The 21,805-nt window shown below is 36.5% G+C and carries 19 protein-coding genes; 9 read left to right on the top strand and 10 right to left on the bottom strand.

Features of this window, described 5'->3' with window-relative positions; all coding sequences use genetic code 11:
* Positions 1-89 precede the first annotated feature (89 nt).
* The 6 genes from QWT87_RS02485 to QWT87_RS02460 all read right to left on the bottom strand — a co-directional run bounded on the left by QWT87_RS02485 (position 90) and on the right by QWT87_RS02460 (position 5,492).
* Positions 90-1,097: a vWA domain-containing protein gene (locus QWT87_RS02485; protein WP_302713297.1), complete on the bottom strand. Its 1,008-nt coding sequence runs from the start codon at positions 1,095-1,097 to the stop codon at positions 90-92.
* Positions 1,097-2,089, bottom strand: a complete 993-nt coding sequence (locus QWT87_RS02480) for a vWA domain-containing protein (RefSeq protein ID WP_108408815.1) — start codon at positions 2,087-2,089, stop codon at positions 1,097-1,099. The genes QWT87_RS02485 and QWT87_RS02480 overlap by 1 nt, the downstream gene beginning before the upstream one ends.
* Positions 2,082-2,978 (bottom strand): BatD family protein, encoded by an 897-nt coding sequence (locus tag QWT87_RS02475; RefSeq protein WP_374117541.1) that lies wholly within the window; start codon positions 2,976-2,978, stop codon positions 2,082-2,084. Before QWT87_RS02475 ends, QWT87_RS02480 begins: the two co-directional genes overlap by 8 nt.
* A 109-nt stretch (positions 2,979-3,087) precedes the next feature.
* Complete coding sequence (locus QWT87_RS02470) at positions 3,088-3,951, bottom strand: DUF58 domain-containing protein (protein WP_302713294.1); 864 nt, start codon at positions 3,949-3,951, stop codon at positions 3,088-3,090.
* A gap of 81 nt (positions 3,952-4,032) precedes the next feature.
* Positions 4,033-4,488, bottom strand: coding sequence for a GNAT family N-acetyltransferase (locus tag QWT87_RS02465; protein ID WP_302713292.1), 456 nt, complete (start codon positions 4,486-4,488; stop codon positions 4,033-4,035).
* Positions 4,488-5,492 (bottom strand): AAA family ATPase, encoded by a 1,005-nt coding sequence (locus QWT87_RS02460; RefSeq protein WP_076392594.1) that lies wholly within the window; start codon positions 5,490-5,492, stop codon positions 4,488-4,490. The genes QWT87_RS02465 and QWT87_RS02460 overlap by 1 nt, the downstream gene beginning before the upstream one ends.
* A 251-nt stretch (positions 5,493-5,743) precedes the next feature.
* Here QWT87_RS02460 and QWT87_RS02455 point away from each other — a divergent pair, with 251 nt between their 5' ends.
* From QWT87_RS02455 to QWT87_RS02420, 8 genes are all read left to right on the top strand, one after another.
* Positions 5,744-6,214, top strand: a complete 471-nt coding sequence (locus tag QWT87_RS02455; protein WP_076392302.1) for a DinB family protein — start codon at positions 5,744-5,746, stop codon at positions 6,212-6,214.
* A 34-nt stretch (positions 6,215-6,248) separates the two neighbouring features.
* Entirely contained in the window at positions 6,249-6,641 is a 393-nt protein-coding gene (locus QWT87_RS02450) for a four helix bundle protein (RefSeq protein WP_302713286.1), read from the top strand.
* Positions 6,642-6,766: 125 nt separating this feature from the next.
* Positions 6,767-7,510, top strand: a complete 744-nt coding sequence (gene rlmB, locus QWT87_RS02445; RefSeq protein ID WP_076392298.1) for a 23S rRNA (guanosine(2251)-2'-O)-methyltransferase RlmB — start codon at positions 6,767-6,769, stop codon at positions 7,508-7,510.
* Between the two features lie 25 nt (positions 7,511-7,535).
* Complete coding sequence (locus QWT87_RS02440) at positions 7,536-8,588, top strand: DUF6263 family protein (RefSeq protein ID WP_116097843.1); 1,053 nt, start codon at positions 7,536-7,538, stop codon at positions 8,586-8,588.
* Positions 8,589-8,660: 72 nt separating this feature from the next.
* Positions 8,661-8,894 carry a hypothetical protein gene (locus QWT87_RS02435; protein WP_370688429.1) on the top strand — a complete coding sequence of 78 codons (234 nt, stop codon included), beginning with the start codon at positions 8,661-8,663 and terminating at the stop codon, positions 8,892-8,894.
* 35 nt (positions 8,895-8,929) lie between these two features.
* Positions 8,930-11,464 (top strand): hypothetical protein, encoded by a 2,535-nt coding sequence (locus QWT87_RS02430; protein WP_302713280.1) that lies wholly within the window; start codon positions 8,930-8,932, stop codon positions 11,462-11,464.
* A gap of 31 nt (positions 11,465-11,495) precedes the next feature.
* Complete coding sequence (locus QWT87_RS02425; protein WP_116097837.1) at positions 11,496-11,903, top strand: GxxExxY protein; 408 nt, start codon at positions 11,496-11,498, stop codon at positions 11,901-11,903.
* Positions 11,904-11,988: 85 nt separating this feature from the next.
* Positions 11,989-13,284, top strand: coding sequence for a glycosyltransferase family protein (locus QWT87_RS02420; RefSeq protein WP_302713275.1), 1,296 nt, complete (start codon positions 11,989-11,991; stop codon positions 13,282-13,284).
* 467 nt (positions 13,285-13,751) lie between these two features.
* On the opposite strand, the gene QWT87_RS02415 is transcribed toward QWT87_RS02420, so the two are convergent.
* On the bottom strand, positions 13,752-14,390 hold the full coding sequence (locus tag QWT87_RS02415; protein ID WP_302713273.1) for a hypothetical protein: 639 nt from the start codon (positions 14,388-14,390) through the stop codon (positions 13,752-13,754).
* A gap of 175 nt (positions 14,391-14,565) precedes the next feature.
* Here QWT87_RS02415 and QWT87_RS02410 point away from each other — a divergent pair, with 175 nt between their 5' ends.
* The gene (locus QWT87_RS02410; protein ID WP_302713271.1) at positions 14,566-15,528 is read left to right on the top strand and encodes a YpdA family putative bacillithiol disulfide reductase; all 963 of its coding nucleotides are present in this window, start codon (positions 14,566-14,568) and stop codon (positions 15,526-15,528) included.
* A 195-nt stretch (positions 15,529-15,723) separates the two neighbouring features.
* Here the strand turns inward: QWT87_RS02410 and QWT87_RS02405 are convergent, their stop codons facing one another.
* The 3 genes from QWT87_RS02405 to QWT87_RS02395 all read right to left on the bottom strand — a co-directional run bounded on the left by QWT87_RS02405 (position 15,724) and on the right by QWT87_RS02395 (position 21,136).
* Entirely contained in the window at positions 15,724-17,754 is a 2,031-nt protein-coding gene (locus tag QWT87_RS02405) for a TonB-dependent receptor (RefSeq protein ID WP_302713269.1), read from the bottom strand.
* Positions 17,755-18,074: 320 nt separating this feature from the next.
* Positions 18,075-19,307 carry an MFS transporter gene (locus QWT87_RS02400; RefSeq protein WP_407933580.1) on the bottom strand — a complete coding sequence of 411 codons (1,233 nt, stop codon included), beginning with the start codon at positions 19,305-19,307 and terminating at the stop codon, positions 18,075-18,077.
* 155 nt (positions 19,308-19,462) lie between these two features.
* A complete protein-coding gene (locus QWT87_RS02395; protein ID WP_302713265.1) occupies positions 19,463-21,136 on the bottom strand; it encodes a glutamine--tRNA ligase/YqeY domain fusion protein in 1,674 nt (557 codons plus the stop codon).
* Between the last annotated feature and the right edge of the window lie 669 nt (positions 21,137-21,805).

Genomic DNA, 21,805 nt, shown 5'->3' with positions numbered 1-21,805 from the left:
TTATTCCTTTAAATGTTAATAAACAGTGTCTTATTTGTTAAAATTGGGTTAAAGTAATGGTCTGATTCTGAGACAATGTATCCGGATTATTATAAATTAAAGTCTCTTTTAGGATTAAATAAATAAATCAGAAAGAAGAAAAACAGAGAAACTGCCAGAAAATACTGGTAATAATGATTGGCATTTTGTGATTTCACCATCGTTTCAGATGAACCGGTTTTCTTTCTTAATGCGTCTAAAATTCTGTCCGGTGCTTCGTTGATATTATTTCCGTCGATATAACTTCCTCCGGTTGCATCAGACATTTTTTTAAGTGCTTCCGTTTGTCTTTTGGAGATAACGGTCTGTCCGTTAATGTCACTTTTATACCCCATTAACTGTCCGAAAACATATTCCGGAACCGGAGCTCCCTCTTCTGTTCCTATTCCGACGGACGTAATCATTATTCCCTCTTTTTTAGCCAGTCGTATCGCTGCTTCGTCATTTCCTTCGTTGTCTTCCCCATCACTCAGCAAAACAACTTTTCTTCCGTCTTTGCTTACATTTTTGAATTTTTCGGCAGCAATTTTCATCCCGTTCAGAAAATCTGTCCCCTGAATCTGCATGGAGTTTGTTTCGATTCCGCTGATGTAGGTTTCTGCCGAGCTGTAATCTGTGGTTAAAGGCATGATGGAGGTTGCCTGTCCTGCAAAAATCACCATTCCTACCTTATCACTTTTCATCTTCTGCATCGTCTGAAGCATGAGATTCTTTGCTTCCGTTAAACGGCTCGGGTTAATATCTTCAGCATTCATCGAGTTGGAAACATCCAGCATGAAAATGACATTATTTAATTTCTGACTGGTTTTAATTTCTTCTGAACCGCTTAACAAATCGATAATCGAAAATATTAAAAACAATGTTCCGAAAAGATACAGAGCCGGAAAAAACTTGGTAAAACCGGATTTTTTCTCGAATAACTGCTCATGAAACTGGCTGTCTGCAAAAATTTCTCTTTTCTTTTTTTTCCATTTCAGAAAACGGATCAAAAAGGAAGCTAACAGCGGCAAAAGCAACAGCAATAATAAAAACCAATAATTTCCTAAATACCAATCCATTAACTTAAAATTTTATAAAACACCCATCTCAGTAAAGCGTCTAAAAACAGCATACCCAAAGCAATCCACAGGAAAATTTTAAAATATTCCTGATAATTGAAAAGCTTTGCCACCTTTACATCAGATTTTTCCAGTTGGTTAATTTCGTCATACACTTCTTCAAGACTGCTGTTTGATGTGGCTCTGAAATATTTTCCGCCCGTCATTTGTGCGACTTCTTTTAAAACAGGCTCATCAATTTTCACTTCGGTTTCCGTAAAAACAAGATCTCCGAAAATATCGGTCTGTGTAGGCATTAAAGCATATCCGTTCGTTCCGATTCCGATGGAATATACTTTAATTCCGTTATTTTTAGCCAGTTCCGCAGCAATTGCAGGAGGCATTGCATTTTCAATGGTATTCACACCATCCGTCATCAGAATGATGATTTTACTTTTCGCCTTGCTGTTTTTCAAATGGTTAACCGCAACGGAAAGTCCTTCTCCGATGGCTGTTCCCGGCTGTAATTCCAGAGGATTAAGATTGTTCAGTTCATCCACAACAACCTGATGATCGGACGTTACCGGAACTTTGGTAAATGCTTCGCCGGAATAGGCAACCAGACCAATTCTGTCATTCGGTCTTTTATTAACGAATTTAATCGCAATATCCTTTAAAGCCGTTAAACGGTCGGGCGTTAAATCTTTTGCCAGCATACTCAGGGAAACATCCACAGAAAGCATGATATCGATTCCTTTGGTGTCGTCTCTGTCCTGAGAAACCGTAAAAGTTCTCGGTCTTGCCATCGCAATTATGAGTGCAGAAAGAATAATATACTTCGAAATTCGCAGGATAAACATAATGAAATGAATTCCACCGCTTTCCCCCATATTTTTTACCGTGGGAACTTTTATTCCTTTTCTTTTCTGTCGGCTTGCATCCCTGAATAACAAAGGGATAAACAGCGCGAAAAGCAACAGAAACCACGGACTGTAAAATTCAAAATCAGGCATCCTTTCTCAAGTTTTCAAATTCAAGATCTTTTGAGGATCTTTTTACAAAATCTCTGATGTCGGCAAAATCTTTTTCCATGGTTGCCTGATCCGGGAATGTTTTCGCAAATTTCACCAGATCGCCTCTTAAAAATACGTCTTCCACTATTTTTTCATTTTCCTGAGAAATGGTATTGTTCTTCTTCATCACATCAATAAGGTCATCCGTTAGTAAAACATCTGCCGGAACGCGGTATTGTTTTGCGATGAATTTTCGGGAAATATCGATCAGTTCAACATAAAATGAACGATAATTTCCACTTTCCACATATTTTTTCTTTTTGAGAGAATCCAGTTCCTTCAGGGTCTGATTTGTGGCGACAACCGGCGAATCTTTTGGTTTTCGTCCGTATTTTATGAACATGATGACCGCAATGATGAGGCAAATCACCGCAATGGCGGCTAATATGTAAAATTTATACAGTTCCCAGTAATCGGTAGCTTCAAGTTTTACTTCTTTGTTGTTCATAATGTCATTAATCTGGTCAGTCTTCTGAGCCGTATTAATGACATCAATTTCGTAAGGAATTGTTTTCAGAACTTTTCCGTTGACTTTGAATTCCAGTTCGGGAATGGTAAATTTTCCTTCATCAAAAACAGCAAATTCAATCCTTCTGTAATAAACATCCTGAGTCTGCGCAATACTGTCCTTAATTTCTTCGAAATGAAAAGGCAGCAACTCATTCTCGCGAGCTGCAGAAACTTTTTCATTGTTCAGATTATTTATCGTGATCACAATATGGTTCACTTCTCCCAAAGCAATGGTTTTCTTCTCAACACTGGAAGAAAGGATCTGCGAAAACGCATTTGCACAGATTAAAAAACAAAATATAAATAATAGTTTTTTCAATTTTATTATTAAATTTTAACGTCGTTTTTGTCATTCTGACGAAGGAAGAATCTGTATTAAAAAAGATTGCTTCGTCGTTCCTCCTCTCAATGACAAAAAGTGTCTATTTTTATTTCTTCTGAAAATAATTATACAGTAATCTCGAATAATCCGAACCTGTACTAATATTCATAAAACTCGCCGAACTGTTGGCAAAATCTTCTTCTAAAGATTTCAGCTTCTGCTTTTTGGCTTCGGCAAAATTGTATCTCCATCTTGCACTTGAGGTATTTACCCAAATTTGCTTTCCGGTTTCTGCATCATATAATAAGGTATATCCCACATCCGGAATTTCATTGTCTTTTTCATCATAAATTCTCATTCCCAACAACTGATGTTTTTTGGAAGCGACTCTCAGCATTTTAGTGTCATATTCATCTTCAAAATCAGAAAACAGGAAGACCAGAGATTTTCGTTTGAAAATTCCCATCATGTATTCCATCGCTTTATCCATTTTTGAAATGGCAGGAATATAATCTGCTGTTAAGATGGTACTGATTATCGATAAAATATGTTTTCTTCCTTTCTGTGGCGGAATTACTTTGTACACTTTATCCGCAAACAGAATTAAACCTACCTTATCATTATTTCCGGCTGCTGAAAAACCTAAACTTGCTGCAATTTCTGCAACGTATTCTCTTTTCAGCTGATTTTTAGTTCCGTAATCCATTGAAGCGGAAATATCCACAACCAGCATCATCGTCAGTTCACGCTCCTCCTCCATTACTTTTACGAAAGGTTCGCGGAAACGTGCCGTTTTGTTCCAGTCGATCCTGCGGATCTCATCTCCAAACTGATAGGGACGAACTTCCGAAAACGTCATTCCCTGTCCTTTAAAAGCACTGTGATATTGCCCCATTAAAGTAGCTTCCGTCTTCTTTCGGGTTCGGATTTCTATCTGCTTTACTTTTTTTACAATATCTTTTATCTGCATTTCCTTTGTCTGAGTGTTTTAGTGTATAAGCGTTTTTTTGAGATTTTGTAAACTTCCATCATCATGCTTCCAACTCCTATCCTATTTAAATTCAATAGATACATTCAGCCATTCGTCATCAAATTTCGGGCTGTATTTTTTGTAGAAATTAATCGCTGGTTCATTCCAGTTGAGCACCTGAAAAACCATTCCGCTGTACTGGTTAGATTTTCCGTATTCCAAGGTGGCTTCAAATAATTTCTTGCCGATCTGTTTTCCTCTCAGATTTTCCGTCACCACAAGATCTTCCAGATACAATCTTCTTCCCTTCCAGGTCGAATATCTGTCGTAATACAAAGAGATCCCGACAATTTCACCATTGAATTCTGCTACAAAAGCTCCCCAAACTGGAGATTTTCCAAATCCGTCTTCAATAAACCGATCTAAAGTTAAGGTAACTTCATGCAAAGCCTTTTCATAATCCGCCAGTTCTTTAATTAATTCCAGCATCGGTTCACAATCTTCCTGAACTGCCTTTCTAATAATTACCTCACTCATTATGGCGCCTGAATTTTTGCTAAGATTCTGTTGATGATCTCTTCTGAAGAAATTTCCTCCGCTTCAGCCTCGAAAGTTAATCCGATTCTGTGTCTCAGAACATCTTTTGCCAGCGATTTTACATCTTCCGGAATTACAAATGCTCTTCCTTTTAAGAAAGCATACGCTCTGGAAGCAATCGCAAGATTTATTGATGCTCTCGGAGAAGCCCCGAAACTGATGTAATTTTTAAGTTCAGACAGTCCGTAATCTTCAGGGAAACGGGTGGCAAAAACCATGTCCAGAATATATTTTTCAATCTTTTCATCAAGATAGATCTGATTGATCAATTCTTTCGCCGCAACAATATGTTCAAGTGAAATCACAGGTTTTACAGTTGGCTGATGTGAAGTGGAAACCATTCTCATTACGGTTCTTTCGTCTTCCAGTTTTGGATAATCAATCGTGCATTTCAGCATGAAACGGTCGCTTTGTGCTTCCGGTAAAAGATAAGTACCTTCCTGATCGATCGGGTTTTGCGTTGCCAATACCAAAAACGGTTTTGGAAGCTTCATGGTTTCGTCTCCGATGGTTACCTGCTTTTCCTGCATCACCTCCAAAAGAGCCGACTGCACTTTCGCAGGCGCTCGGTTGATCTCATCCGCCAAAACGAAATTCGCAAAAACAGGACCTTTTTTTATGGAAAAATCATTGTCTTTTACATTGTAGATCATTGTTCCCACAACATCCGCAGGAAGAAGATCCGGCGTAAACTGAATTCTGGAAAATTCTCCGTGAACCGCTTCAGCCAGAGTTTTTATCGCCAGAGTTTTTGCCAGTCCCGGAACACCTTCCAAAAGAACGTGACCATTGCCTAAAAGACCGATCAGAAGACGGTCTATCATATATTCCTGTCCAATAATAACCTTGTTGATTTCCTGTCTCAAAAGAGAAAAAAAGTAGTTTGCTTCTTTTACCTGCTCCGTCAATTGACGAATATCTTCAGCTTGATTGATCTCTGACATATCTTGATTTAAAATAATGGGTAAATTTCCAATAAATACTTGCATTAATCAACACAAAAAATGCCATTTTTGAGTTAAAGTTTGTTAAATATTCCGGCATTAATGCAGGATCCTGAATAGATGAAGGCTTAAAACTCAATACAATCAATATTATTTTTCTTAAAAATATATAAATTTTGCTTTAATCCACCGTTCAAAAATTGTCATTTCCAGTTTATTAAACTATTTTTGGAGATTAAAATTTTTGCAAAATGAATTATCATTTTCAAGCACACAGACAAGTAAGAAAAAACCTTCTGGATATTCTGCAAAACACTTCTCATGAAGATCTTTTACTGATTCCGGACGGTTTCAACAATAATCTTTACTGGAACATTGCTCATACGGTTGCTACACAACAGTTGCTACACTATTATCTAAGCGGAAATCCTTTCAGAATTGATAAATACTGGATTGAGACCTACAAAAAAGGAACGCTTCCGAATCTGGATGTGCAGAAATCTGAAGTGGAAGATCTGGAGTTTTTACTAACCGAAACTTCAAAAATCCTGATGAAAGATTACGACAGCGATTTCTTTTCAGATTATACACCTTACACCACAAGTTTTGGGCTGGATCTGAAAAGCATTCAGGATGCCATTATTTTTAACAATATGCACGAAGGTCTGCATTATGGCTATGCTTTGGCGCAGAAGAGAGCTATTTTAGGGGAAAAGTATTAGAGTTTCAAGGTTTTTAGTTTAAAGTTTAAGGTTCATGGCAACAGTAAATAGATTCGAAGATTTAGAAATTTGGAAATTATCGCGCGAATTGTGTAAAGAAATTTACGGAATTATTGAATCTACTAATCTTAAAAATAATTTTAAACTCTGCAATCAGATTGATAGTTCTTCGGGTTCAGTGATGGATAATATCGCTGAAGGTTTTGAAAGAAACGGAAACAGAGAATTTATTCAGTTTCTTTCAATAGTAAAAGCTTCTTGTGGCGAAACAAGGTCACAGTTATACCGGGTTTTTGACAGAAATTTTATCTCTGAGGAAAAATTTGAAACATTAAGAGAACAGACTGAAGTATTAAGCCGAAAGATTGGCTCATTTATTAAATATTTAAATATAACAGATTTAAAAGGAACAAAGTACAAAACATAATTGTTTCTGGTTTAAAGTTTAAAATTCTTGATGTGAACCGGATTCACTTTAAAACAGAGAACTCAAAACATTAAACTTTAAACATAAAACTTTGAACTTTGAACCTTTAACATAAAATTTATTCAATGAAAGACGATTTTATTTTCGGGCTGCGTCCCGTAATTGAAGCTATAGAAGCGGGAAAAACAATTGACAAGGTTTTTGTGCAGAATGCATTGCAGGGACCTATTTATGCTGAACTTAAAGCCATTCTGGCGAAAAATAAAATCCGTCCCAATTACGTTCCGGTAGAAAAGCTGAATCGTTTTACGAGAAAAAATCATCAGGGAGTGGTTGCTTTTATTTCGGATGTTCCTTTTCATAAAGTGGAAGATGTGGTTCCTCAATTGTTTGAGGACGGAAAAACTCCTTTTTTATTGATTCTGGACAGATTAACAGACGTCAGAAACTTTGGCGCCATCTGCAGAACCGCAGAATGTGTGGGAGTAGATGCGGTGATTATTCCCGAAAAAGGAGCAGCGCCGATTAATTCCGATGCGATAAAAACTTCAGCAGGAGCTCTTTATAATGTAAAAATCTGTAAAGCTCCGAATCTTGCTCATGTGGTAGATTTTCTTCAGCAAAGCGGCATTTCCGTATTTGCAGCAAGCGAAAAGGCTGAAAAATTAATTTATGATATTGATTTTACAGAACCTTGTGCAATCGTTATGGGAAATGAAGAAACAGGAATTTCCAAAGAGGTTCTTCACCATTCTGATGAAAAAATAAAACTTCCGATCGAGGGAAAAACACAGTCTTTAAATGTTTCTGTTGCGTGTGGAGCAATTTTATATGAAGCGGTGAGACAGAAATTTATGAAAGCCAATTAATTCGATTAACATTTAAAAATTTACAATGAAAAACATAGCAGCGTTAGCGCTCATTTCAACCATAGCCATTGTTTCGTGCAACAAAAAAGAAACGGCAAAAATTACAAAAGTAGATCCTAAAACCGGAAAAACGATTACGGTGGAAGTTCCGGCAGATTCTGTAGCGAAAGTAGAGGAAAATCCGGCGATTAAAGATTCAGCGGGAGTGTATACGCAGACTTTTAAACTGGAAAAAGGAAAAACTTATCCTTTAACAACGTATCAGAGAGATACGAAAACCATGACTGATCCTCAAGGGAAAACTTTGAACGGAACGAGTGAATCTACCGACGAAATGTCTTTTACGGTGAATGATATTAAAGGGAATGTTTACGATATTACCTTAAATTTAATCGCAAAAAGAAGCTCTCAGACGGCACAGGGAAAAACTATCGTAGTAGATACGAAACTGCCGATCCCGAAAGAGGATGACCTGAAGATGATCTGGAATATCAACAGAGCATTGACCGGAAATAAGCTGAACATGAAGATGGACACCAAAGGAAATGTAATTTCTATTACAGGTTTTGATGCTGTTTACAGTAAAGTTGCCAATTCTGTAGGATCGCTGATTAAAGATAAAAACCAGAAAGAAAGCGTAGTTGCAAGTCTTAAGGAATCTTTCAACGAAAAAGTTCTTAGAGATCAGTTCAACAAAAATTTGACGATTATCCCTAAAAAAGGTGCAAAAATCGGCGAAAAATGGACAAACAGCGAAAATGCTGATGCACAGGGAAGAATTAAAGTGACGTCTAACTATATTCTGAAAAGTGTAGGAAACGGAGTGGCTGAAATTTCTGTAACCGGAGGAATTCCTAAGAAAGTTAATAAGGAAAATCAGGGTGATGTTACGCACAGCTTAAGCACGGAACTTACACAAAACGGAACGATTACGTTTGACCAGAATACAGGATGGATCAAAAACCAGAATATTTCTGTAAAAACGACACAGATTGAAAGTATTTCCAGAGGAAAAGAATCTCAGTCTATGACGAGTGTTTCCAATTCTTCTGTAATGGTAAATCCTTCTGCGAAATAAAGCAGATCGTTTAAAGTTGAAATGTCAAAGCGTTACAGAGGCTTTGAGCATTAAACCTTAAATATTTTTATTATGATGAAACATATTTTTGAGTTTGTACTCGCAACGATTATCATCTATTTTGTGTGGAATATCCTGAAGAGAATCTTTTTCAGAAAATTCCACAGCTATCTGTCTAACCAGAACAGAAACGAAAACAGAAAGGAGCAGGACATCAGAAACTCAGACAATACGAAGAAAAAAATCAACTGGGATGCAGAAACCGTTGATTATGAAGAGGTAAAAGAAAACAACAGCAAAAGATAACAATTCCGAAAAATATTTAGATAATAACCATCAACATGGCGAAAAATAAAAACCTGATTTATATTGCAATTTCATTAGTTGTATTTATCGTTTTAGCATTTTTATACTCCACTCCTGTTTTCACGGGAAAGCAGCTTTTTCAGCATGATATCGTGCAATATCGAGGCGGTGCAAAAGAGCTTCTCGATTACAGAGCCGATACCGGAAAGGAAACCTACTGGAGCGATTCCATGTTTGGAGGAATGCCGACGTATCAGATGGGAAGTCAGTTTAACGGAGACATCATCAAAAAAATCGATTCCAAACTGAATTTTCTGCCAAGACCGGTTAATTATCTTTTTCTTCTTTCCGCAGGATTTTTTCTTTTGGGAATGGTTGTGGTAAGAAACTGGAAATACGCCCTTTTAGGAGCTACTTTTTTCGGACTTTCCACCTATTTTTATATTGCCATTGCTGCGGGACACAACGGAAAAATCAATACCATTGAATATTTCGCACCGCTCTTAGCCGGAATTTTACTCGTTTACATCCGGAAACAATACGTTTGGGGATTCATCGTCACGACTTTGTTTATGGGGCTTCAGATCGCTGCAAACCACCCACAGATGACGTATTATCTTTTCTTAGCGTTAGGATTTTTATTCCTTTCTGAGCTGATAAGAGGTATTCTGAAAAAAACACCAATGAAACACTTCCTGATTTCGTCCGGAATTGTTGCCGCTTCATGTTTAATCGGAGTCGGAATGAATTCTCAGAGAATCATGGCGAATTCAGAGTACATCAAAGAAACCGTTCGTGGAAAACAGATCCTTACGAACAGCAGCAATACAGGCGGAGATTCCGGAATGGATAAAGAAAGTATGCTGATGTGGAGCTACGGAAAACTGGAAACCTTAAACCTGTTCATCCCGAGATTGATGGGAGGCGGAAGTCAGGAACCGGAAGGAAAAGAAATGATGGCTAAAATTCAGGAATTGGTTCAGGAAAACGTAAGCTCACAAGCTGAATATGACAGAATTTCCAAAGGTTTCGGGAATCTAACCTATTGGGGAGATCAGCCGGGAACTTCGGGACCTGCTTATCAGGGAGCTATTGTTTGTTTTCTTGCGCTTTTAGGATTCTTCATCGCATGGAAAAAATACCGCTACTGGATTTTAGGAGCTTCTATTCTTACCGTATTTTTAGCTTGGGGAAGTAATTTCATGGCACTTTCCGACTTTTTCATCGATTTTGTGCCTTTTTATAATAAATTCAGAGCACCTTCTTCTATTTTGGTGGTTGTAGAATTATTATTTCCTTTAATTGCGATCATCGGATTATACAGATTCTTCACAGATAAAACACTCACACAGGAATACAAACAAAAAACACTTCTTTACGTAGGCGGCGGAACTTTAGGATTTGTATTGATTTTACTGGTTTTCGGAAAATCTTTATTAGGATTTCATACCGATAATGAAAAGACCTATCTTCCTCCTTTCTTACTGGATTATCTTATAGACGAAAGATTTAAATTATTCAGAATCGATGCCATTAAAGCATTCATTTATGTTGCTATTGCAGTTGCTGCTTTATTCCTTGTCTTAAAGCAAAAGCTGAATCAGAACATTGCTTTGGTCATTATTGGAGTAGTCAGTTTATTCGATCTTTGGACGGTTAACAAACGTTATCTGAACGATGATAATTATGTTGATAAAATCTTTGCTGAAAATCCCTTCCAGACGGAAAGCTCAGATCTGATGGCTGAAAAAGTTCAGGGAAATCCAAATCTGGAACCTATTTTAGCAAATGTAAATGTGAACAAAACATTAGAAACCATCGCCGAAAAAGACAAAACGCATTACAGAATTTTCAACAATATTTTAGGAACATTCAGCGAAACAAATACTTCTTATTTCAAATCTTCTATTGGAGGTTATCATGCGGTAAAACTGAGAAGATACGATGATGTAATCAACGAATATTTCCAGATCATGGATTCCGTAAAAGTTCCGAATATCCTGAATCTTCTGAATGCAAAATATTTGGTTTTAGGAGGTCCGGAACAACCTCAGGCAATGCCGAATCCAAAAGCCAACGGAAACGCATGGTTTGTAAGCGATCTTAAATTCGTAGAATCTCCGAATCAGGAAATCAAAGCAATCGGAACCATCAACAGCAAAAGAACCGCTGTTATTTCCGCAGATGATAAGAAATATTTTGATGGAAAACCTGTTCAGGCAGACTCAACAGCCTTCATCAATTTAACGAAATATCAACCCAACGAACTGGAATTTAAATCTCAGTCCAAAACGCCGCAATTGGCAGTTTTTTCTGAAATTTACTATCCTCACGGATGGAAATTCTTCATCGACGAAAAAGAAGTTCCTTACATTAAGGCAGATTATCTTCTTCGTGCCGTTCACGTTCCTGCGGGAAATCATAGTGTGAGAATGGTCTTCGAACCGGAAGTTATCGAAAAAGGAAAATGGATTTCATTAATCTGCTTCGGTTTATTTATTGTTTTGAGTGGCGCTGGAATTTATTTTCTTTACCGCAAAAGAGACAAAAGACAAATGGAAAAGATTTAGAAATTCAAAAGTTTGAAAAAGCGTTGAGCTTATGATTACTCAAAAATACATTACAGATCTTACCTATAGAATTAATGGAGCTTGTATAGAAGTTCACAAGATTTTAGGCGCAGGTTTGGCAGAAATTGTATATCATAAAGCTTTAGAAAAAGAGTTTAAATTAAGGAATATCGAATACAAATCTGAGTTTCAAATTCCTGTAATTTATAAAGATGAGTATTTAAATTGTGATTTCAAATGCGACTTCCTGATTGAAGATTTAATTGTTTTGGAAATAAAAGCTGTATCTTCTCTTTTGGAAATTCACAAATCTCAAATTCTAAATTATATGAATCTACTAAAAGTACCAAAAGGTGTTTTAGTAAATTTTAATGTAAAAAATATTTATCACTTTGGTCAAGAGACATTTATTAATAAATATTTTGATCAATACGATTAAAATAGTGAATTACATTTTGTCACCTTTTGAATATCTAAAAAAGCATCATCATCTTTTGCCCCTTTTGCGGTTAAAATAATTATCAATGAATTCTCAAAAAAAAATACTCATCATCACCTATTACTGGCCTCCTGCAGGAGGTCCCGGTGTGCAGAGATGGCTGAAATTTGCAAAATATTTACCTGAATTCGGATGGAAACCTGTGATTTATACACCGGAAAACCCGAGTTATCCTTTGCTGGATGAAAGTTTGATGAAAGATGTTCCGAAAGATCTGGAAATTGTAAAAACAAAAATCTGGGAGCCTTATCAACTGGCTGAAAAACTGAACAAAAGCAATAAAAAATTTAAAGCGGGGCAGTTTGATGTCGGTAAAAATCAAAGCTGGAAATCAAAGCTTTCGATTTGGGTGAGAGGCAATTTTTTCATTCCCGATGCGAGAGTTTTCTGGGTAAAACCTTCCGTGAAATTTCTGGAACAATATTTAACAGAAAATCAGATTGAGGTTGTGGTAACTTCAGGGCCGCCGCATTCTCTGCATTTGATTGGTTTGAATTTAAAAAAGAAACTTCCTAACCTAAAGTGGATTGCCGATTTCCGTGATCCGTGGACAGAAATCTCTTATTACAAACACTTAAAACTGACCAAAAGTTCCGACCAAAAGCACCGTCAACTGGAAAGCGAAGTTTTCAGAAATGCAGATATTACTTTGGCAACAAGTTACACCGATGCTGAAAATTTCCGTAAAAACGGAGCTAATGCACTTTGTATTACGAATGGTTTTGACGAGTCAGACTCAAATTCTCAAACACTTAAATTCTCCGACACTCAAACAAAATTCACATTAAGTTACATCGGTGTTCTGGAACAGTTGAGAAACCCTGAAAATCTATGGAAAGCTCTGAATGATCTGGTTACAGAAAATGAAGAATTCGCTGAAAAGTTTACTTTGAAATTTGCAGGAAGAATTGATGATAAAATTCTGAATTCAATAGAACATTCAAACCTGAAAAATCATATTCTGAATTTAGGATATCTTTCCCACGACAAAGCGATTGAAGAAATGCAGACTTCGGAAATACTGCTCATCACCAACTTTCCGAACGATTCTTCCAAAGGAATCATCCCCGGAAAAATATTTGAATATCTGGCAACAGGAAAACAAATTATTTCTTTTGGACCTAAAGATGCAGATGTTTCGAAAATTTTAAATGAAACACAAGCCGGAAAACATTTCAGTTATGATGATTCCGTGAAAATTAAAGAATTTATTTTAGAAAAATTTGAACTTTGGAAAGACGGAAATCTTTCAGAAAACACTCAGAATATTGAACAGTTTTCAAGAAAAAATTTAACTAAAAAATTAGCGGAAATTTTATAATCACGAAGATTTTACATATTAACGCTACTGTATAGACATCATATTATGTTAGTATTAGAGGTGTCACCCTGAGCTTGTCGAAGGGTCTCTACCGGAATAAGTTATTAACAATTCAGTTACTTATAAAACAAATATTTATGAGATTCTTCCTTCGTCAGAATGACATAGGATCGTCAAACTCCTGTCTCAATGAAAATCATCTTTAACAATCATATATTGTTTAAATATTGCAGTTAGTATTAGAGATGTCACCCTGAGCTTGTCGAAGGGTCTCTACCGGAATAAGTTATTAACAATTCAGTTACTTACAAAACAACTATTTATGAGATTCTTCCTTCGTCAGAATGACATAAGATCGTTGAACTTCTTTATGAATGAAAACACATTTAACAATGATACATTGTTTAAATATTACACTGAGTATTCACAACATCGAACTAGATCTGTCGAAGTTTTTTTAATTTATTCTAAATCGTCCACTGATCGTTAACAACACCAATCAGATAATATTTTCCCTGAAATTCTTCAAAAATCAGACGAAGGCATTTCCAGTCCATTCCGGAGTTGGCTTCTGAGCCTTTCATGAAATTTTCCGTAAAATCTGCATTTGGATAAATTTCCTTTACATTATTCAGAGAATTTCCTTTTCCCTGAAACTCATTTAAAGAAACCTGCGCTGTCGCAAAATCTTTGGAGTACACCCAGTCTGCTAAATAATCATGGATATTCGCTCTGTACAGATCTCCGGTACCGTCCATTGTTCCCCAAATGAAAAGTGTTTTGGTAGGTTGATATCTGATAAAATCTGCTTTTGAAAATTTTTTGTCTTCTTTTGGATTCACGAAAGCGTACATCGAAAAACGGACTCCTTTTTCAGGGTGAATAAATTCCGCAAACTTCTTAAAGTTTTTATCCTTTAAAGCCTGTATAATATCCTCATTGATCTTTTTTAAAGCCTGATCTTTGGTAATTTTCGTTCTACTACTGATTGAACTATCCGTAATGGTTTTGCCTTTAGCATTAACCTCATCATTAACGAATTTTTCAGGGTTCTTCTTACACGCAACCGCAGATAAAACCAGCAAGGAAATGATTATTTTTTTCATGTTTTTAATGTCTGATTATCATTTACCAAAATAAATGCCATGCTTTTAGAATCGTTTTGAAAGTTTACTGTTGAAGGAATTTCATATTTTTCGAATAGATGGTCATTATGAAAAGAATAGTTTTTTGCTTTTACTGAAAAAGTCTTTGTTGATGGCTTTTCCTTACATTTGTTCTATGGAAATTTTAGATATTCTTATCATCGGAGGCGGACCGATCGGGCTGAACTGTGCACTGGAAGCGCAGAAAAACAATCTTTCTTATCGGGTTATCGAAAAAGGAACCATCGTTAATTCTCTGTACAATTATCCTTTGTATATGCGTTTTTTCTCGACTGCCGAAAAACTGGAAATTGATGGAATTCCTTTTATTTCAACGGCTCCAAAACCGGGAAGACAGGAAGCATTGGAATATTATCAGGGAATTGCAAGACAGCGGAATATCAAAATCAATTTATATGAAAAGGTAGAAAAAGTTTCCAAAGAGAATGAAATTTTCACCATTGAAACATCGAAAGGAAAATATTTAGCGAAAAACGTCATTATTTCAACGGGATTCTATGATATTCCGAATCTGATGAATATTCCCGGAGAAGATTTACCCAAAGTAAAACATTATTATACAGAACCTTATCCTTACGCAAAACAGAAAATCGTTGTGGTAGGTTCGAGCAATTCGGCAGTCGATGCTGCTTTGGAAACTTACAGAAAAGGCGCGGAAGTCACCATGATTATCCGACATTCCGAGATTTCAAAAAGTGTAAAATACTGGGTGAAACCGGACATTGAAAACAGAATTGCGGAAGGAAGTATTGCTGCTTATTTCAATGCCGAATTAATGGAAATTAAACAACATTCCGTTGTTTTTAAAGATGAAAAAGGTGAACTGCAGGAAATTGAAAATGATTTTGTTCTTGCAATGACCGGCTATCTTCCTGATTTTGATTTTTTAAAAAATTCCGGAATCGAATTGCAGGGCGATTGTTTGAACCCGCTTTATCATCCTGAAACCATGGAAACCAATGTTCCGAATCTGTATTTGGCGGGTGTGGTTTGCGGAGGAAAAGATACACATCTCTGGTTTATTGAAAATTCGAGAATTCATGCGGAAATGATTGTGAAAAACATTCTTTCGAAATAATGTCATTGCGAGGAACAAACGTGACGAAGCAATCTTTATCTATTTTTATTGTTTATTTTTAACTAAGCATCTGTTTAGTTTTAGACAAACTCAGTATAAACTTTTCACTCAGCAAAGAATCCAAAATTTTTTAATGATTACAAATTGCGGACAACAACACGAGATTGCTTCGTCGCTTCGCTTCTCGCAATGACATTAAAAATCAACCTTCATCCCCAACACAAAATTTCTTTTGGCAGCCGGATTGTAATAACGGTTTCCGAAAGCATTAATATCGAAGCCTAAAACGTACTCTTCATTATATAAGTTTTGAATCTGAAGATATAAACTGACTCTCGTTTTTTCAAAATGTACAGGAAATCTGAACTGAATATTCCCAACCAAACTTGGTTCCGACCATACTGAATTGGCATCATTCAAAGGAATTTTTGACGTGTAAAAATGGGAATAATCTACCGAAAGTTTTCTGAAAAACGTAAAATTCAGCAAACTGTTGATTGTTGTTTTGGGAACTCCGGTGATTTCATTTCCTGAAAAATCATTTACGCTCTGCTGATAATTTTTAAATGTAAAATCGTAAAAACTTCCCGAAAACCTGAATTTAAAATGGCTTAAAAAGTTGTTTTTCAGATTAAAATTCTTCGATTCCATTAAAATTTCAATACCTTTTTGAACGGTTTCTCCGGAATTGACGAAGTATTCCTGTCCTGCTTCGTTCTGCCTTCTCACAATTGCATCTTTCATCCGGAAATCAAAATAACTTCCTTCCACAAAAATATAGTTGCCGAATTGTTTTCGAATCCCGATTTCCTTGTTCCAACCGAATTCGGGTTTTAAATTTGTATTAAACTGCTGATTCGAAGAGCGGATTTCCTCATTCGTGGGTGCAGAATTCCCCTTCCCTATTTTTCCGCGCACAGAAAAACCTTTTCCCAAAAGATAGGTAAACCCAAAATTGGGCAGCCATTGATTTTTAAAATGAACTTTTCCTTCTTCATTTCGGGGATATATCCGGTTCCAGTCGTAAGAATTTGAATTTAAACTGATGGAAAGATCGGTGAATAATTTTTCGCTGACATTCAGTTTTTGAGAAAGAAAGAAAAATCCTGAAGTATTTTTAATCTGATCGAAATTCTGCGGGTTTCCTTCTGTCCCTCTATTATTATCGTAATTTCTGACCAAAATATCATTAATTCCGACTTCAAATCCCAATCGGTAGGCTAATGAAACAGTATTCCAGTTTTTTTCGTAATTGAGATGCGTTCTTAGTGCAAAATTCTTTTCAAAACGGTTTTCATAATTGGTGATAAACGGATTTTCAAAATCTACGTAAGAACCCTGAATTAAAATGAAATGGGAGAAATCCGGACTGAAGTTATAATCATTTGAAACTCCTGCTAAAATCATTTTATTGCGGATTCCGGCATCCTGTTCTTTTGCACCCGGAACTGTTTTGGTTGCCGGTCTTGCCTGTTTCCGGTTGATCTGCATCTGTTCTAACGTGAGTCCTCCCGGAGTCTGATAATCGAGATCAGCGTACAAAATCATGGCTTTGAGCAATCCATTTTCTAAATATTGAAAATGGTCTTTTACAAAAATCTGCTTTCGCTGAACCTTCGACTGTTCCCGATAAGAATCGGTTTGATAATAGTTCTGAAAAACCTGAAAAGAGTGCTTCCCAATGTGTTTGGAAAGATCAAAACTCTGGTTAAAGGTTCCATAACTTCCAATTGCCAGATTTGCGGAAATCTGGTCTGATTTTCTGGTCTGAAGCAAAACAGTTCCGCCCGTTACGGCGCCATAATCTCCGCTTTCAGGGCCTTTATATATTTCTATCCGGTTGATGAGTTCAGGAGAAACAACATTAAAATAGGTGTTTCCCGAAGCATCGGACAGAATAAAATCATCAAGATAAACTTTCACATTCCGAACGCCAAAAGGGGATCGCAAAGTGCTTCCGCGAAGGGAAATCCTGTAGCTTCCGGGAGAACGTTCTTCCATTCTGGCTCCTGCAATCTGATTGATGGATTCGAGCATTCTTTCGGGTGTATTCTGGTTAAGCAGATTTTCTGAAACCACAGCAACCGATTTTGTGGACGAAATAAAAGTTGTGGGTTTCTTGTAGGCATCGATTCTGACTTCTGAAATCAGTGCTGCAGAATCTCTTTCTTGAGAAAACAGCAGGGAAACGGAACATAATGAAAATAGAAAGCAGAGTTTTGTCATTGAATGAAGGGAAGCAAAAACTGTACTTTTCTGTGTGGAAAATATAAATTCGCAGAAGATTTGTTTAAAATAATGTGAGTTGGGCTTCAGACGAAATTGATGATAACATTTTCTGTGACGGACTGAAATTTCTATGAACTACTTCGTTCGCGTGAGGGATGCGGCGGGCGGCGACGAAGGCGCCGGTGCGAGTGAGGAACGAACGAGTACGGAAGCGAAGCGAACCCCAAAGCAGCCCGACCCGAATTGTAAGGGGAAACCTCATAGGTTTTAAAAACCTATGAGGTTTAGCTCCGGAATGAGGGACACGCCCAAAATATTTAAGATTCTGCCTGTTTTCTGTCGCCAATCATCCACGGAACAATGTAATAAAACGCAATGGCAATGATTGTGGATAAAACTCCTGTCCCGATCCATAATATGGTAAATCCGAATCTTTCGGCGATGAACGTTCCCAAAGTAGGTGTTACAATAAAGGCGATGGAGAATGAAATTCCGTTCAAGCCCATGTAAGCTCCTTTGTTGTTTTTTCCGGAGCGTAATGCCGTGATGGTTGACATAAACGGCAAAGCCCAAATTTCTCCTACGCAGAGAAGGCTCATGGATACAACCAAAGTCACGATACTGTAATCAAAACCAAGCATGGCATAAGCAAATCCACAGATGAAGGTTCCCAAAAGCATGGTTACAGCAAGACTGAAATATTTTTCGGCAACCTGTACCAATCCCATTTCGAGTAAAACGACTAAAAAGCCGCTGTATCCCAAAATATATCCTATACTTTGCTGACTCAGATGTGCTGTGTCTTTATAAAAAATAGTCAGCGTACTGAATAACTGGAAGAAACAGATTGAAAACAGCATGCAGAAAAAACAGTAAACCAGAAATTTACCATCGCGGTAAGGTGAATTTTCTTTTTTAATTTCTATGGATTCCTGCACTTTTCGGGCTTTTAATTTTGCCAGAATGTTTCGTTTTCTGAAAAAGACGATGTATAAAATTCCCGCCACCAAAGCTGTAAAAGCATTGCTGAAAAATAAAAATTCGTAGGAAATTGCCGATAAAATACCGCCCAAAGCAGGACCAATGGAAAAGCCTAAATTTATTGCCATCCGGTTTAAGGAAAATGCTCTGGTGATATTTTCGGGTTTCGCATATTTTGTAATGGCAACCGAATTTGCAGGACGGAAGGAATCGCTTACAATGCTTTGCAGCAAAATAATGGTCGCCACTCCTATTTCTGTCTTAAATAGAGGAATCATACAAAATAAAGGCACACTGAGCAATAAACTGAGATACTGAACTCTGTATTCCCCGATTCTGTCTGTAATAAATCCGCCCAGCCAGGAACCGATTACCGAACCGATTCCGAAAAAGCTGAGTACAATTCCTGTATTTTCGATACTGAATTTCAAATGATCGGTCATGTAAACTCCCAGAAAAGGAAGCACCATGGAACCTGCCCGATTGATGAGCATGACCAAAGCAAGCATCCAGCTTTCTTTGGAAAGCCCTTTGAATGAGTTGGTGTATAGATATATAAGTTTCACAATTTTTAATTTTAATTACTGTTTTTAAACACGAATGACACAAATACTTTTCACGGATAACCTTATTTTTTGGTTATCATTTTTGTTTCGTTAGGGTTAAAAACAAAAAACAGGGCTTAAAAATTAAGCCCTGTTTTATTTATATGTATAATAAATTTTTACTCCGGCTTATAAGAGTCTTTTAACGTCACAGTTCTGTTGAATACAAAGTTTGTATCCGTAGAATCCTGATCTTTCGTGAAATAGCCAATTCTCTGGAATTGAAGAGGTTCTCCAACTGCCACATCTTTTAAGCTTGGTTCAGCAAATCCCTGAATGGTAGTTACAGAATCCTGATTGATAAAGTTTAGGAAATCGACATCTTTCTCTGCATCTGGCTGTTCCACAGTGAATAATTTGTCGTAATTTCTTACTTCCACAGGAATTGCGTGTTTCGCAGACACCCAATGAATGGTTCCTTTTACTTTTCTTAAGCTTTCTTCTGTTCCGCTTCCTGACTTGGATTTTTCGTCGTAGGTTGCGTAAATGGTCGTAATGTTTCCGTTTTCGTCTTTTTCTACTCTTTCACCTTTAATGATGTAAGCAGATTTCAGACGAACTTCTCCGCCTAACTTTAGTCTGAAGAATTTGTTGTTTGCTTCTTCTTTAAAGTCTTCACGCTCAATATATAATTCTCTGGAGAACGGAATTTCTCTTGTTCCTGCATTTTCCTGTTCAGGATTGTTTTCTGTTTCCAGCCATTCTTCTTTTCCTTCCGGATAGTTTTCAATGACTAATTTGACAGGATCCACAACCGTCATTACACGTTTTGCGACTTTATTAAGGTCTTCACGAACGCAGAATTCCAGTAACTGAAGCTCAATAAGATTTTCTCTTTTGGCAACTCCTACTTTTTCAATAAAATTTCTGATGGAAGCAGGCGTAAATCCTTTTCTTCTCATTCCGGAAATCGTAGGCATTCTCGGATCATCCCAACCGTTTACTACATTTTCGGCAATCAGCCTCTGCAGTTTTCTTTTGGAAGTAATCATGTAAGAAACGTTCATTCTCGCAAATTCTCTCTGCTTGTTTTTCACTTTTCCTTCTTCGTACACCTGATCTAAGTACCAGTTGTATAAAGGTCTGTGGTTTTCAAACTCTAAAGAACACAGCGAGTGAGAAATTTGTTCAATATAATCAGATTCACCATGCGCCCAGTCGTACATTGGGTAAATTTTCCAATCGGTTCCTGTTCTGTGGTGAGGTTTGTTCAGAATTCTGTACATCACAGGATCACGCATGTTCATATTCGGTGAAGTCATGTCGATTTTTGCACGAAGAGACATAGAACCGCTTTCGAACTCACCGTTTTTCATTCTTTCGAATAAATCTAAAGATTCTTCAACAGGACGGTTTCTGAAAGGAGATTCCACACCCGGTTCTGCCGGATTTTTTCTCTGCTCGGTAATCACTTCAGACGGCTGCTCATCTACGTAAGCTTTCCCTTCTTTTATCAACTGAACTGCCCAATCGTAAAGCTGCTGGAAGTAATCGGAGGCGTACAAAACTTTATCCCATTTGAAACCTAGCCATTCAACGTCTTTCATAATAGAATCTACAAATTCCTGTTCTTCTTTTTCAGGGTTCGTATCGTCGAAACGAAGGTTTACGGGAGCATTGTATTTTTCACCCAAACCGAAGTTGATGCAGATCGCTTTTGTATGACCTACATGTAGATAACCGTTTGGTTCAGGCGGAAAACGGAAACGGAGCTGATCTTTTCCCAGACCGTTTGCCAAATCATCTTCGATAATTTGCTCAATAAAATTGAGTGATTTTTTTTCTTCTTCCATTAAATTTCGCTTTTAATTGCTGTATAATACGGCAATTTGCAAATTTATGAAATTTTGAGGGTTTATGGAAATAATAATGCAAAAGAGTAATAGTGGATTTGCATTTCTTTTGGGTTACATTTTTTGCAGATATCAAAATTTCAAATAAAAATAACATCAATACTTTCTAAAAATTAACAAAATAAAAGAAATTTATACCTGTAAAAGTAAAAATAAAAGAAAAAAAACTCCAAACAGCTATTATACAACAGTTTACAATTTATTAAAGAAAAATGTTAAAAAAATAAAAATTATGCATTGACTTTTGGCATAAAGATTGTAAATTTATTACCACAAAAATATTAACATTTTATATTATGAAAAAGGTTAAAAGTAAGTTTTCTTTATTTTTGGAATACATTAAGAAAGCGATTTTTGTAAAAGATGTTATCTAATCGCCAATCACCTAATTATAAACACTAAGATTATACGACTGAAAACTACAAATTAAAAATCTCAAAACAATTTCCGAAAGTTACACAAAGTTCTGATGTACTTTGGATGTATTCTATATACTTTAACTTATATTATTCACTTTAATGTGTGTTAATATAAGTTAAAGTTGTTGTACATTAAATAAAAGAAATTCATATTTACATTACAAAACCAAAAAAATGTTTCTATGAAAAA

This window comes from Chryseobacterium urinae, assembly GCF_030518295.1.
Lineage (GTDB): Bacteria > Bacteroidota > Bacteroidia > Flavobacteriales > Weeksellaceae > Chryseobacterium > Chryseobacterium mucoviscidosis.
The sequence above is the reverse complement of the archived record's forward strand: the minus strand, read 5'-3'. Positions and strand labels throughout refer to the sequence as shown.